Genomic DNA, 13786 nt, shown 5'->3' with positions numbered 1-13786 from the left:
CGCCCGTCAGGGCTGCTCGTCCAGGCCGGTCAGGTCGATGTCGGTCGCCTCGGTGACCGCTCGGACGGCCGTCACCGACGCGTACCCGGCGGCCAGCAACGCCACGTCCGTGCCGGGCTGTGCGGCCTGCCCCGGTTCCTCCAGCGAGGTACGGACGAAGCCGTGGCCGGATTCGGCCACCGTCATCTGCACCTGGCCGAAGCTGGCCAGGCTGCCTCGCCGCACCCCGCGAAGCTGCCCGTGCGGCAGGTCCGGGGCGTTCACGTTGAGCACGCTCTCCGACGGCGCGGAGGTCAACCGGGGGAGCAGGTCCAGGGCGACCCGCGCGGCGGTGCTCCAGTGCCGCTCGGCGTCGCGTACGCGGGCGGCGGCGTCCACCGCGGCGCCACCGCTCGCGGCCGTCGCCTCGCCGGCCGAGAGCACGTCGAGGGAGACCGCCATCGCCCGGCACCCGTTCGTGGCGGCGGTGAACGCGGCGCCCACGGTCCCGGAGTGCAGCACCGCCCGGCCGGCGTTGGCACCCCGGTTGACCCCGGAGAGCACCACCGACGGCGGTGGACCGAACGCCCCGTGCAGGGCGATCAGCGTGATGAAGCCGGGGGACCCGGCGACCCCGTACGCCGGCACACCGGCCAGGTCCGGCAGCGGGTGGTCGTTCACGACGACCCGCCCGTCGCGTTCCATGGCGCTCATCGCGGCGCTGGTGCCGCTCGCCTCCTCCATCGGCGCGGCGACCACCACGTCCAGGCCCCGCTGTCGGGCCGCCCAGGCCAGCGCCTGGATGCCCGGCGCCGCGATCCCGTCGTCGTTGGTGATCAACACTCGCAGTGTCATCGCTCGGCCACCCGGTCGGCCAACTCGTCCGGGGTGGTCCGCTCCTGTTGCCGGCTGTCCGCCGGCACCAGTCGGACCCGGTCCACCAGGCCGGTGATTGAGTCCAGTCGTCCGGTGCCCAGGCCGTGCCGGGTCACGTTCAGCGCGCCGGCGGCGGCGCCGGTGCGGATGGCGGTGCGGATGTCCCCGCCCCGGGCCACGACGGCCGCCACTCCGGCGGTCATCGAGTCGCCCGCGCCGCGCGGGTCGGCGGCCTCCAGCCGGGGCATCTCGACCTGGAACAACTCCCCGTCGATGAGCGCCAACGCCGGCTGGTCGGCGCGACTCACCACCACGGTCTCGGCGCCGCCCGCGTGCAACTCGTACATGGCCTGGGTCAGTTCCACGGTGTCGTCGCTGCGGGCGCGGCCGTCGCGGATCAACTCCTCGTGACTCACCTTGAGGAAGAACACCCCGCTCTCCAGCACCGAACCGAGGTGATCGCCGGAGAGGTCGACCACCACCCGGCCGCCGTTCGCGCCGAGGTCGGCGGCGAAGCGTCGGTACAGGTCGGCCGGTACGAGCCAGGGCTCGTTGGGTCCACTGAGGATGCTCACCGAGGCCCGCAGGCCCTCACCGAGGGCGAGGTTGTACAACTCGTCGATCTCATGCCGGCTCAGTGGCTGCCCGGGTACGTCGACGATCTCCTGCCGGGAGCCGTCCCGGCGATCGTGCACGTACCCGCCGCTGCCGGAGTCGCGGACCACCACCTTGAGGTCCACGCCCTCGCTGACCAGCAGCGGCTCCAGCACCTGGCCGATCTCACCACCGAGGGCGGTGCAGAGCACCACGTCGACACCGAGGGAGATCACCATCCGGGACTGCCAGACGCCCTGCCCGCCGGGGTGCAGGTGCAGCTCGGGGTGGTCGTTGGGCTGGTCAACGGTCACCGTCAGCTGTGGAGTGGGCGCGAAGACCATCACGTGCCCGCTCATCGGTTGTCGCCGTACAGGTCGTCGCGCTCCGGCATCTTCGGAAGATTTCGCACTAACTGAGCTTAATGGGGCAGATGGTGGCGGCTCGCCGCATCGGCCCGGCCCGGCGCGGCGTCGGGTGCGATCGGGCGTTGCCAGCCGGACATCGGTACGGGACGATCGGGCGACCAACGGCGGCGGGAGACGGTGTGCTCAGCAGCGATACCTTCAGCTACACCGTCCAGGCCCGGAGTTCACCAGCCGAGGCCGCGGCGCTGCTCAGCGACCTGACCCGGCAGGGCGAGCTGCATCCGCTGATCGTCCAGGTCCGCCGGGTGCCGCCCCGGCCCGGGGCGCGGGCCAGCTACACGATCAACGACCGGTTGGTGGCCGGCCCGCTGCGCTTCCGGACTACGTACCACGCGGACGTGCTGATCAGCGAGACCGACGAGATCGTCATGATGGCCCGCCAGTGGCCGGCGACCACGGTGCGCAACCACACCCGACTGCGCGCCGAGCCCGACGGCCTGGTCCGCATCGACGTGGAGATCACCCTGACGGCGCCGACGCCGCTGTTCCGGTACGCGTTCCGCCAGGCCCGAGCCGCCCACCTCGCCCTCGCCACCCGGCTGGGCGCAGCCCTCGACCGCACCGGCGAACCCCCACCGCCCCCGGGCTGACCCTCCGCCCCGCCCTGCGCCCCCGCCCCGGCCCGCCACCCCGCTTCATGATCGTGCTCAATCCAGGATGTAGTGGCCTCCTGTCGCATCGAGGCCACTACATCCTGGTTCGAGCGCGAGCATGGGTGGGCGCCGGCCACGAGCGTCATGGGTGGGCGGGGGTCGTTAGGGCCGGGCGGTGGCGCGGCCGCGGCCGGCGACGGTGGCTGCGGCGGTGCGTCGGCGGCCCCACGGCTTGTAGGTGGAGAGCACCGTCGCGATGATCATCAGGCTGGTGGACACGGCCGGCGCGATGACCAGGTCGGCGCGATCCCGGGCGGGCAGGGCGGCGCCGACCGCTCCGGCGTGGCGCAGGTTCGGGGTGAGCAGGAACAGCACCAGCCCGACCATCACGGTGGTGAGCACGAGCTTGACCAGCACCCAGCGGTGCCGCAGCAGGCCCCACGGGGTGAGCAGCGAACTGGCCACTCCGATCAGCCAGACCAGGACGCTCAGCGGCGCGAACAGCACCGTGCCGATCAGGGCCGTGACCGGGTAGACCACCGCCGGGTCGGCGCCCCGCTGCACGGCGATGCCGAGGGTGAGCAGCACCAGGTCGGTGCCGAGCCAGCCGAGCGAGGTGACGAGGTGCAGGGTGAGCAGCGCCTTGCGGGTGGTGGGTCGGATCCGAGGCATACCGCGATGCTGCCCGCCGGCCCCGGCCGGGTCGTCCGCCGAGCGACGACATCAGGGGTACGCCCGGCGACGTAGCCGGCCCCGGACGCGGGTGATGCCTGTGAGTCATCGTGATGACTCACAGGCATCACCACGGGTGGGTCAGTAGACCGACAGGTGTACGTGGTTGGTGTGGTCGGTGGACGGGGTCCCGTGCGCCCCGCTGTACGACTTCCATCCGCTGCTGGGCAGCCAGATCTGCTTGTACCAGATCACGTAGAGCACGGCGAGCCGGTCCGCGTTGCGGATGAAGTACGCGGCCAGGTTGTTGCCGTAGGTCTTGTCGCCGCCGGTCGCGGCTCCGCCGAAGCCGCCCTTCTGTGCGGCGAAGTCGCAGGCCCGGCCCTTCGGGTGCTCACCGGAGCCGCTGGGGCGGTGGCACGAGACGTACCGGGTGAAGCCCGCCGCCTTGGCCTGGTTGAGCGCGTGCAGGGTACGCGGGGTGATGCAGCCGCTGGCCGGCGTGGGGTCGTTCACGCTGCACGACTCGGAAGGCCAGGAGCCGTCGGAGTTGCGCGGCGCGGCCGTCGCGTTGGCGGTGGAGGTGCCCCGGTTGGAGCCGGTGTCGGCGGTGCTCTGTGTCTTGGGTGTGGTGGCCACGGTCAGGGCCCGTTCGGCCTGTTCCTTGCGCTTGGCCATCACCGCGACCTGCTTGCGCTGTTCAATGATCTCGCCGTCCAGTGCGACCCGGGTGCGGGTGGCCTGGTCCTTGCTCTTCAGCAGATCGCGCAGCACCCGGTCCTCGTTGGCGGCCACCGCGTCCAGGGCGGCTGCCCGGTCCATGAAGCCTTCCGGGGTGCTGCTGTTGAGCAGCGCCGACATCGCGCCGAGTCGTCCGGTCCGGTACGCCACCTCGGCGATCTCGCCGACCTTGCCGTTGCGCTGGTCGATCTCGACCTCGATGGTCTTCAGCTGGGTGGTGAGCTGCTTCTGCCGTTGTACCGAGGTGTCCAGGGCTCGCTTGGCGTCCAGGTAGCCCTTGCTGGCCGCCTCGAGTTGGGCGCGCAACGCCGGGGTGCCGCCCTCCTCGTCGGAGTCGGGTGCGGCGGCCCGCAGGCCGGTCGGGGGAGCGGCCGAGGCGGTGCCGGCCGGAAGCGCGACGCCGAGGGCGAACATCGCGACGATCAGGGCCGCCAGTCGGGCGGCGGGTGGTCGTGCTGGTGCCACTGCGCATGTCCTTCCGTCAGCCGCCGACCGGGTTAGCTGACGGGTTCGGGACGGAAGATCCCTACCGCTGACGCGGATGCACCCCAGGAACATGGTTCCCCGGTTCGCCCGGTTGGGCGATTAGGCGGCGACCGCCACCGGCGCCGGGAGGCGCCGCCTGGTGGAGGCCGGGACCGAGCCTACCGGTGCCGGTGGGGCCGCTGCAGCCAATGTGACGGACGGTGCGTGCGTCACCACGGAAAATTACCTTAAAAGTGAGCAATGCTCCGAAAAGGTCGTCACCACTCGATGGAGCCACACGCGCCGGAGGCGGCGCCCGGCTCGATCTGCAACGTCGCGTGTTCGATGCGGAAGTCGTCGTGCAGGGCCGTACGCGCCGCGGTGAGCACCGCGCCGACCTCCGCCCCGGGCGCCATGGTCAGGTGTGCGGAGGCCACCTCCATGCCCGAGGTGAGCGTCCAGACGTGCAGGTCGTGCACCTCGACGACGCCGGGCACCGCGGCCAGCCGATCGTGCACGGCGGTGACCTGGAGGTGCTCCGGGGCGGCCTGCACCAGGATGCGGATAGCGGCGCGGGCCAGCCGCCAGGTGCGCGGCAGGATGAACACGCCGATGGCGACCGCGACCAGGGGGTCCGCCCACCACCAGTCGGTGACGGTGATGAGCAGCGCCGCCCCGATGACGCCGACCGAGCCGAGCAGGTCACCGAGCACCTCCAGGTAGGCGCCCTGGAGGTTGATGCTCTCCCGGGCCCCGGCGCGCAGCAGGGCGAAGGCGGCGATGTTCGCGAGCAGACCGAGCACGGCCACCGCGAGCATCGGGCCGGCGATGACCTGGTGCGGGTCGCCGAACCGACGGATCGCCTCGATCACCACGTAGATCGCCACGCCGGAGAGCAGGACGGCGTTGGCCAGCGCGGCGAGCACCTCGAGCCGGTAGAGCCCGAAGGTGCGCTGCGGGTCGTTGGTGGCCCGCCGGGTCGCCGTGATCGCGGCGAGCGCCATCCCGATGCCGAGCACGTCGGTGAACATGTGCCCGGCGTCGGAGAGCAGGGCGAGTGAGCCGGTGTGCAGGGCGGTCGCCGCCTCGACCACCATCAGGGTGGCGAGCAGCCCGAACGCCGCCCAGAGTCGACCCCGGTGCTGGTGTGCGGCATTGGCGACGGACCCATGGTGGTGGTCATGACCTGCGCCCACGAGATTCACCTTCCGCCGCCGGCCGGGACCCGGTCAAATGTATGCTCACATCGCTATGTGTGCAAGTGTACGGGTGATGCCTCGCGCTGGCGGCGGTCCGCGCAGGTCAGCCGGTCGGGTCGATGGTGGTGAGCCGCTGGGTGGCCCGGGAGAGCGCCACGTACAGGGTGCGTACCCCGGCGCCCGGATCCGCCCGGATCTCGCTCGGGGCGACCAGCACCACCGCGTCGTACTCCATGCCCTTGGCCTCCAGGCTGGTCACCACCTGCAACCTGGGCGCGCCGAGCGCGCCGAGCCAACCGGCGACCTCGTCACGGCGGGGGACCGGCGTGATCACCCCGACCGTGCCCTCCACCTCGGCCAGCAGGCCGGCGGCGGCCTCGACAGTCGCGGTCTCCAACCCGGCGGCCGGCACCACCAGCTCGACCGGTTCGACCCCGGTGGAGCGGACGGCGGTCGGCAGCGGCAGGTCGGGGTAGAGCCGGCGGATCTCCGCCGCCGCCACCGCGAAGATCTCCGACGAGTTGCGGTAGTTCGTGGTCAGCGTGAACTCGTGTCGCTTACGCCGGCCCAGCGCCTGGTCCCGGGCTCGGGTCAGCTCCTCCGGGTCGCCGGTCCACGCGGTCTGCGCAGGGTCGCCCACCACCGTCCAGGAGGCCAGCCGGCCACGGCGACCGACCATCCGCCACTGCATCGGCGAGACGTCCTGCGCCTCGTCCACCACCACGTGCGCGTAGTCCCGGTAGTCCTCCGGCCGCTCCCGGGCCGCCGCGCGGGCCGCCCGCTGCCGTTCGCCGAGGGTGCTCAGCTCGCGGACACCACCGGCGAGCTGGAACGGATCGCGTCGCGCCTTGGCCGGCTGCGCGGGCTTACCGAGCAGCGCGTCCAACTCGTCCAGCAACGCCACGTCGGCGATGGTCAGCCCGGCCGAGTCCAGGTTCCGGTACGCGGCGGTGAGCAGCCGGATCTCCGCCGAGGAGAGGATTCCCGCGGCGTACCGGCGCAGCCGGTCCGGCTGCGCCAGCCAGCCCAGCACGTGTCGGGGGTGCAGTCGGGGCCACCACGCCTTGAGGAACTCCCGGAACTCCGACCGCTCGGCGATCTCCGCCTCGAAGGCCGGCTGCTCCGGCAGTCGACCGCTGCTCAGCTCACGGGCCTGCGCCCAGAGCGCGGCGAACACCCCGTCGAAACCGGCCCGGCGCACCTCGTTGCGTCGTGCGCCGCGGTGCAGCGCCCGGTCCCGGATGCGGTCCAGCGCGGCCCGGTCCAACCGCAGCAGCGTGCCCCGGTAGAGCAGCCGCAGCTCACCCGGGCCGCCCGGCACCGCGTCGCGGGCCGCACGCTCCAGCACCCGGCGCATCCGCAGCGAGCCCTTCACCGCCGCCACCTCGGGCGGATCGGTGCGGGTGGCGGTCATCCCCGGAAAGAGGGTGCCCAGCGAGTGCAGGGTCGCGGTGTCCTCACCGAGCGACGGCAGCACCGAGCCGATGTACTCGACGAAGACCGACGACGGGCCGACCACCAGGATGCCGCCGCCCGCGTAGCGGCTGCGGTCGGAGTACAGCAGGAACGCGGCCCGGTGCAGAGCGACAGCGGTCTTGCCGGTGCCGGGGCCGCCCGCGACGATCGTCACCCCGGAGCCGGGCGAGCGGATCGCCTCGTCCTGTTCCCGCTGGATGGTCGCCACGATGTCGCGCATGCCCCGACCAGTGGCCTTGGAGAGGGTGGCCAGCAACGCGCCGTCACCGACCACCGTCATCCCCTCCGGGGCGGCGGTCGGGTCCAGCAGGTCGTCCTCGATCCGGGTGACCCGCTCGGCGCGGGACTGGATGGTGCGGCGCCGCACCACGTCCAGCGGCTGCGCCGGGGTCGCCTGGTAGAAGGCGGCGGCGGCCGGCGCACGCCAGTCGACGACAAGTGTGACGGCGTCCTCGTCGCGGATCCCGAGTCGCCCGACGTGCAGCACCTGACGGTCGCGCAGGTCCAACCGGCCGAAGACCAGCCCCTCGTGCTCGGCGTCCAGGGTGTGCCGCCGTTGCGCCGCGTGGAAGACCATCGCGTCGCGCTCGACGAGGGCACCGTGCGTGCCCACCCGTGCCATCCGGTAGCCGTCGCGTTCGGCACGGACGGCCGACTGCCGCAGCTCGGCCAGTCGGGCGTACACCCGGTCGAGGTGTCGTTGCTCGACGGCGATCTCCTGCTCAAGGCCGTTCTGGTCGGTCAACGCACGCTCCTTCAAAGGTCGCCGGCAGGCGGCGGGAACCGCGCGGGCCAACCGCAGAAGGGTACGGCCCCGGGCTCGACCCGCCGCGCCCGAGGTGCGCGAACGTGCTCAGGCACCCGTCTCGGCCGGGGTCAGGTCGCAGCTGGCCGACGGCGATTCGGCGAGCACCCGCCGCACCACGCCGGTGAGCGCGGCGTTGACCTCGTCCGGGCGTTCCATCATCAACATGTGCCCGGCACCCGGGCAGACGGTCAGCTCGGTGGCCGGCAGGGCCGCCGCGATCGACTCGGCGCACGGCGGTGGGGTCAGCCGGTCCCGGTCGCCGACCAGGGCGGCGGCCGGCAGGTGGGCCAGCGCGGCGAGGGTGTCCAGTCGGTGCTGGGTGCCGATCGAGGCGCGGAACCCGCCGATCGAGCGCAGCGAGGCACGAGCCACCGCCGACGTCACCAGGCGGATGTCGGCCGGCTCGCAGCGGTCGCCGAAGAGCATCCACCGGATGCTCGGTTGCAGCGCGTTCAGCAGTGCCCGGGGCGCCCGCCACGAGCCACACCGGGCCAGTACGCCGGCGCCGGTCGTCTCGGCCAGCCGGATCAACCGGGCGATCCGCGGCGAGAGCCCGTAGACGGTGTGCGTGTGCCCCTCGGCGGTGGTCGAGACGAAGACCAGGCCGGCCGCGCGGGCGGCGAAGTGCGCGGGGTGGCGGTGGGCGTACTCCATGATCGTCATGCCGCCCATCGAGTGCCCGACCAGCACCACCGGGCCGGCCGGCGCCACCGCGTCGATCACCGCGGCCAGGTCGTCACCCAACTGGGCCAGGGTGGCCGTGGGCAACGCCATGCAGCTGGATCGGCCGTGCCCGCGCGCGTCGTAGGAGACCACCCGCACCGCACCCCCGAACGGCGCCGCGGTGAGCGCGTCGACCTGCCGGTGCCAGGCGCGTCCGTCCAGCGTCCAGCCGTGCAGCAGGATGGCGGTGATCTGGGCGTCTGTCGGCCCTGTCGCCTCGACGTTGAGCCGTACGCCGTCCGGCAGACCGACCTCGAACCGCTCCGGCATCGCCACCTCCCCAGGGCCGCCCAGTACCACGAGCACCGGGATACCCGGCGGTAACACCGGCTACCCGCCATCACAGCACGCCAATCGCGCCCTGGCGAACATTCCCGACCGCACCCGCGATGGACGGCGGCGGGCCAAGCTGAACGGCATGGGGTCGTCGGGAGCGCCCATGGGCGCGACGTCGGGGCAGGGGCGGCAGGCCGGCGGTACGCCCCGCGCCGCGCTGGCCGACCTGCTCGCCGGCAACCGGCGGTTCGTCAGCGGCCAGCCGGTGCACGGTCACGACGTCACGGCCGCCGCCGCTGCCTCCGGCGACCAGCAGCCGTACGCCGTGGTGCTGGGCTGCATCGACTCCCGGGTGCCGCTGGAGGCGATCTTCGACCAGACCTTCGGCGCGATCTGTGTGATCCGTACCGGCGGGCACGTGCTCGATCGCGCGGTCCGCGGCTCGATCGAGTACGTGGTCGGCCAGCTCGGCGTACCGCTGGTGATGGTCCTCGGCCACGAGCGGTGCGGCGCGGTGGAGGCCACCGTGCGGGCGCTGCGCGCCGGACAGCGTCCCGGGGGGTCGTTGGCGCACCTGGTGAACGAGATCGCCCCGGCGGTGACCGAGGTGGGGATCGACGACCCGGCGGTGCAGCCGCTGGCGATCCGCCGGCACGTCCGGCGCACGGTGCGCATCCTGCGCGCGGACGACCTGCTGGCCGGGCCGGTGGCCGCCGGCCGGGTGGCAGTGGTCGGCGGGCTCTACGACCTGGCCACCGGCGAGGTCGCCCTGATCGATCCAGGCTGACCCGCACCCTGCTCGACAGGCTGACCTGCCCCCTGCTCGACGGGCTGGCCCGACCCGACCCCGGACACGCGAAACCGCCCGCCGGACTGTCCCGGCGGGCGGTTTCGGTTGGTGCGGTGGGGGAGGGCTCAGCCCTCGAAGACGCCGGCCGCGACCAGGCGCTTCTCGGTGGCCTCCCAGCCGTCACCCGGGTGGGTGGCAGCCAGGTTGTTGATCTCCGCCCGGATCTTGGCGGCGTGGCCGGCGGCGGCCAGCACGCGGATCTCCTCGACGAACGCGTCGGAGTCCGTGCGCAGGTGCGCGGTCTTGCCGTTGGTCAGGTTCCGCACGTAGGCGTGCTTGCCGCCGTTGAGCGGGATGAGGTACTTGAACTCGCCCAGCACGCTGAGGGCGCCACCCTGGCCAGCCTGGCCGGCCCGGACGGACGCGCGCGCGGTCTTAGAGGTGTTGCTCGCCACGGAGGTACTCCTTGCAAGACGTACGGGAGGACTGGACGTCCGGGGGCTGTGTGCGGGCCGTACGTGAACTCGACCCGCGAAGGTGTAACGCGGCATAAGCCGCCGGTGGAACTGTACAGGACCACGACATCATGCTGGTCGTCGCGGTGTCTTGAGAGGCAACGGCGACCACCCGTCCGGCTATTCCGACCGGCGATTTTTCCGATTCCCTGGCGCACCACGCGTCACACAGGTCATCATGTGTTGCAGCAGCCACCTGGGTGGACGAGGTCGTAGGGGAAGACGCACCTCGCTCTCCGGGAGGTCACCGTGCCAACGCGTGGCGTCGTATACGTCCACTCGACCCCGCTCGCCGTGTGCTCGCACGTCGAGTGGGCGATCGCGCGCGTCCTAGCCGCGCCGGTCAACCTGCAGTGGACGGCTCAGCCCGTCGACCCCGGCGCACGCCGGGCCGAGTGCGGGTGGACCGGTCGTCCGGGGACGGGCGCCGAGCTGGCCGCTGCCCTACGGCAGTGGCCCATGATCCGTTTCGAGGTCACCGAGGAACCGAGTCCCGGGGCCGACGGCGAGCGCTTCATGTACGTGCCGGCCCGTGGCCTCTTCCGGGCGACGGTCGGCGTGGCCGGCGACATCCAACTCGGCGAGGACCGGCTTCGGACGCTGATGGCGGCCTCGCGGGCCCCGGAGGCGCTGGCGCACGCCCTCGACAAGGCGCTCGGCACGGCGTGGGACGCTGACCTGGAGCCCTACCGGTACGCGGGCGACGGCGCCCCGGTGACCTTGCTCACCCGGGTGGGCTGACCCGACGGTCCGCGAGTCGGCGACGTGCACGCCCGTCCGCCCAGGCACGCACGGGCGGTAAGGTCAAGTTGCCCCGATAAGGGAGAAGCTGGTGGGATGGGCGGCGTGTCGAATCGCCCGTGGCGCGCTCCTGTCGCTGTCGCCGCCCTGACCGCCCTGCTCGTCGCCGGCTGCTCGGGCGGCTCGCCCCGCCCCGCCCCGACGCCCAGCCCCACCGCCCCGTCCGGTGGTCCGAGCGCCCCGGCCGCGCCGCCGGCCGCCGATCCCGCCGGCCGGGCGGCCGCGCTGGTGGCGACGCTGTCCGACGAAGACCTGGTCGGCCAGGTGCTGATGCCCTACGCCTACGGCGACTCGGCGACAAAGGTCTCCGCCGGCTCGGCGGCTGGTAACCAGGCCCTCGCCGGGGTCGACACCCCCGCCGACATGATCGCCAAGTACCGGCTGGGTGGCCTGATCCTGGTCGGCTTCAGCGCCGACGACCCCACCAAGGGCAACCAGGAAACCACCAACGTCGACAACCCCCAGCAGGTGCACGAGCTCACCGCCGGCCTGCGTGCCACCGCCGGTCGGCTCGCCACCGGCCCCGCACCGCTGCTGATCGGCACCGACCAGGAGTACGGCGTCGTCACCCGCGTGACCGACGGGGTCACCGTGCTGCCCAGCGCCCTCGCGGCCGGCGCGGCCGGTGACCCGAAGCTCACCGAGGCGGCCTGGCGGGCCGCCGGCACCGAGCTGGCCGCGATGGGCATCAACATCGACTTCGCCCCGGTGGCCGACGTGCTGGCCACCCGCAGCACCGTGATCGGCTCCCGGTCCTACGGCGCCGACCCGAAGCAGGCCGCCGCGCAGGTGGGTGGAGCGGTCCGGGGCCTCCAGGCGAGCGGGGTCGCGGCCACCCTGAAGCACTTCCCCGGGCACGGCCACAGCGCCGACGACTCGCACCAGGATCTGCCGGTGCTCACCCAGTCCGCGGCGGCGTTGCAGAGCGGCGCGTGGCCACCGTTCACCGCCGGGATGGACGCGGGCGCGATGGCAGTGATGTCCGGTCACCTGGACGCGCGCGCGATCGACCCGGGGACCCCGGCGACGTTCTCGCACAAGCTGCTCACCGACGTACTGCGCGGCCAACTCGGCTTCAAGGGCGTGGTGATCACCGACGGGATGAACATGCCGCCCGCGAAGCGCTGGGCTCCCGGCGAGGCGGCGGTCCGGGCGCTCAACGCCGGCAACGACCTCATCCTGATGACCCCGAACGTCGCTCAGGCGTACGACGGGTTGCTCGCCGCGCTGCGCGGCGGATCACTGCCCCGGACCCGACTGGTCGAGGCGGTCACCCGGGTGCTGACCATGAAGTTCCAGCTCGCGGAGCTGCCGGCGGCGCAGATGTCCACGCTCAACACCCCGGCGCACCGGGCGGCGGCCGAGGCGCTGGCCGCCGCCGCCGTCACCGTGCTGCGGGGCACCTGCGGCGCGGAGGTACGCGGGCCGGTCACCGTCACCTCGTCCGGCGGTCGGGACGGCACCCGGGCCACGCTCACCGCCGCGCTGACCGCCGCCGGGGTGTCGGTCAAGCCCAGCGGCGGCACTGTCGTGCACCTGGTGGGCTACGGCGACGGCGCCGAGGACCTGCGCGCCGACGCGGCGGTCACTGTCGCCATGGACACCCCGTACGTGCTGGCCGGCGCCACGTCACCGACGCTGCTGGCCACGTACTCCTCCAGCCGGGCGTCGATGACCGCGCTGGCCGCCGTGCTCGCCGGCAAGGCCCGGCCGGACGGCCGGTCGCCGGTGGCCGTCCCCGGACTGCCCGCGAGCACCTGTCGCACCTGACCTGTCGACGCGTGCGCCGGGCGACCTCACTCGCCCGGCGCGAGCCCGCGCACCGCGAGCCGGTACGCCGGCAGCACGTCGGTCCGCTCGGTGATCAGCCCCTCGTTGACAGCGAAGACCAGCGTCTGCCCGGCCGGCTGGACGGCCAGCGCCCAGTTGCGCGACTCCTCCTCGACCAGCGGGTTGGTGGCGATCCAGGTCATCTCGGTGCCGTCGAAGCCGCCGGCGCGCAGGTCGCGGAACTGTGCCCCGGTGACCGTCTCGCCGGCCCCGGCCGCGAAACCCTCCAGCGCGGCGCGCGGTGTGCCGGTTGGCGAGTCCGCAGCCCAGATCCGCAGGAATCCGCCACCGGCCGAGCGGCCGTCCACCTCGCAGCGCACCGTGGTGCCGCCGCGCTTGGTGAGCGCCTCGCCGACCAGTTCGGCCAGCTCATCCTTGGGCTGCTCGATGGCCTTTGCCGTCCACCCGTCGGCCAGGGGAAACGACACCGGGACCGGGCAGGGCGAACCCGTACCGCCGGTCGTGCCGCCGGGCGACGCCGGGGCCACCTCGTCGTACCAGGGCTCACCCGTGGCCTGCGGCGCAGGGTCGCCGGCCGTGGCACCGGTGGGGGCGGCGTCGTCACCGCAGCCGGCCAGCAGGCCGAGGGCGAGCAGCGCCGACACGGCAACGCGGGTACGAGTGTCCATGGTGGTGATCCCCGTCAGTCGATCTTCAGTCGGCCCATCTAAGCCGGGCGCTGTCCCGGCGTCAATCGGCATCGGCTCCGCGCCACCGAAATCAGGTCGCCCCGAGCCCGGCCGGTCTGACAACCTCCCCCCATGGGAGCGGCAGCGGGATTCCGGCACACGCAACGGGCGGACGGCACAGTGGTGATCACCCACCACGGACGGGTCGCCGGGACGCTGCGCGGCGCGCGGGCCGAGGAGTTCCTCGCCGAGGTCGACGACGATCCGCAGTTGGTGATGGCCCGCTGGACCGGCAACTACCGCCACGGCAACGAACGCACCGCGAAACAGCACCCCCGCAACCGGGGCTGAACGACGTAAGGGCCCCTCCTCGTCGAGGAGAGGCCCTTAC

14 protein-coding genes and 1 riboswitch are annotated in these 13786 nt (G+C 73.0%); of the genes, 5 read left to right on the top strand and 9 right to left on the bottom strand.

Annotation, left to right across the window (positions count from 1 at the left end; translation table 11 throughout):
* Nucleotides 1-6: 6 nt before the first annotated feature.
* Nucleotides 7-834: a 5'/3'-nucleotidase SurE gene (surE, locus tag ACX27O_RS28295; RefSeq protein ID WP_030330301.1), complete on the bottom strand. Its 828-nt coding sequence runs from the start codon at nt 832-834 to the stop codon at nt 7-9.
* Entirely contained in the window at nt 831-1808 is a 978-nt protein-coding gene (locus ACX27O_RS28290; RefSeq protein WP_209444515.1) for a 1-phosphofructokinase family hexose kinase, read from the bottom strand. The genes surE and ACX27O_RS28290 overlap by 4 nt, the downstream gene beginning before the upstream one ends.
* Before the next feature lie 188 nt (nt 1809-1996).
* Here ACX27O_RS28290 and ACX27O_RS28285 point away from each other — a divergent pair, with 188 nt between their 5' ends.
* Nucleotides 1997-2467, top strand: a complete 471-nt coding sequence (locus ACX27O_RS28285) for an SRPBCC family protein (RefSeq protein WP_210860913.1) — start codon at nt 1997-1999, stop codon at nt 2465-2467.
* 165 nt (nt 2468-2632) lie between these two features.
* On the opposite strand, the gene ACX27O_RS28280 is transcribed toward ACX27O_RS28285, so the two are convergent.
* From ACX27O_RS28280 to ACX27O_RS28260, 5 genes are all read right to left on the bottom strand, one after another.
* Nucleotides 2633-3142: a hypothetical protein gene (locus ACX27O_RS28280; protein WP_036411067.1), complete on the bottom strand. Its 510-nt coding sequence runs from the start codon at nt 3140-3142 to the stop codon at nt 2633-2635.
* Nucleotides 3143-3283: 141 nt separating this feature from the next.
* Entirely contained in the window at nt 3284-4348 is a 1065-nt protein-coding gene (locus ACX27O_RS28275) for a coiled-coil domain-containing protein (protein WP_030330294.1), read from the bottom strand.
* A 5-nt stretch (nt 4349-4353) separates the two neighbouring features.
* Nucleotides 4354-4485, bottom strand: a riboswitch (cyclic di-AMP (ydaO/yuaA leader).
* A 141-nt stretch (nt 4486-4626) separates the two neighbouring features.
* Nucleotides 4627-5544, bottom strand: coding sequence for a cation diffusion facilitator family transporter (locus tag ACX27O_RS28270; RefSeq protein ID WP_210860912.1), 918 nt, complete (start codon nt 5542-5544; stop codon nt 4627-4629).
* 106 nt (nt 5545-5650) lie between these two features.
* The gene (locus ACX27O_RS28265; RefSeq protein ID WP_030330291.1) at nt 5651-7768 is read right to left on the bottom strand and encodes a HelD family protein; all 2118 of its coding nucleotides are present in this window, start codon (nt 7766-7768) and stop codon (nt 5651-5653) included.
* Between the two features lie 108 nt (nt 7769-7876).
* On the bottom strand, nt 7877-8824 hold the full coding sequence (locus tag ACX27O_RS28260) for an alpha/beta fold hydrolase (protein ID WP_458940369.1): 948 nt from the start codon (nt 8822-8824) through the stop codon (nt 7877-7879).
* Between the two features lie 169 nt (nt 8825-8993).
* Here ACX27O_RS28260 and ACX27O_RS28255 point away from each other — a divergent pair, with 169 nt between their 5' ends.
* Complete coding sequence (locus tag ACX27O_RS28255) at nt 8994-9617, top strand: carbonic anhydrase (RefSeq protein ID WP_458940368.1); 624 nt, start codon at nt 8994-8996, stop codon at nt 9615-9617.
* Nucleotides 9618-9745: 128 nt separating this feature from the next.
* On the opposite strand, the gene ACX27O_RS28250 is transcribed toward ACX27O_RS28255, so the two are convergent.
* Nucleotides 9746-10075, bottom strand: coding sequence for a hypothetical protein (locus tag ACX27O_RS28250; protein ID WP_030330285.1), 330 nt, complete (start codon nt 10073-10075; stop codon nt 9746-9748).
* Nucleotides 10076-10384: 309 nt separating this feature from the next.
* Here ACX27O_RS28250 and ACX27O_RS28245 point away from each other — a divergent pair, with 309 nt between their 5' ends.
* Complete coding sequence (locus ACX27O_RS28245) at nt 10385-10876, top strand: DUF3145 domain-containing protein (RefSeq protein WP_030330284.1); 492 nt, start codon at nt 10385-10387, stop codon at nt 10874-10876.
* Nucleotides 10877-10972: 96 nt separating this feature from the next.
* Complete coding sequence (locus ACX27O_RS28240) at nt 10973-12706, top strand: glycoside hydrolase family 3 protein (protein WP_458940366.1); 1734 nt, start codon at nt 10973-10975, stop codon at nt 12704-12706.
* A gap of 26 nt (nt 12707-12732) precedes the next feature.
* Here ACX27O_RS28240 and ACX27O_RS28235 read toward each other — a convergent pair whose 3' ends face one another.
* Complete coding sequence (locus ACX27O_RS28235; RefSeq protein WP_458940365.1) at nt 12733-13395, bottom strand: lipoprotein; 663 nt, start codon at nt 13393-13395, stop codon at nt 12733-12735.
* A gap of 132 nt (nt 13396-13527) precedes the next feature.
* Between ACX27O_RS28235 and ACX27O_RS28230 the strand changes: the two genes are divergently transcribed.
* The gene (locus tag ACX27O_RS28230) at nt 13528-13746 is read left to right on the top strand and encodes a hypothetical protein (protein ID WP_030330279.1); all 219 of its coding nucleotides are present in this window, start codon (nt 13528-13530) and stop codon (nt 13744-13746) included.
* Nucleotides 13747-13786: the final 40 nt, after the last annotated feature.

Source organism: Micromonospora sp. SD19, from assembly GCF_054462275.1.
Note: the sequence above shows the minus strand (reverse complement) of the source record. Positions and strands in the feature narration are given on the sequence as shown.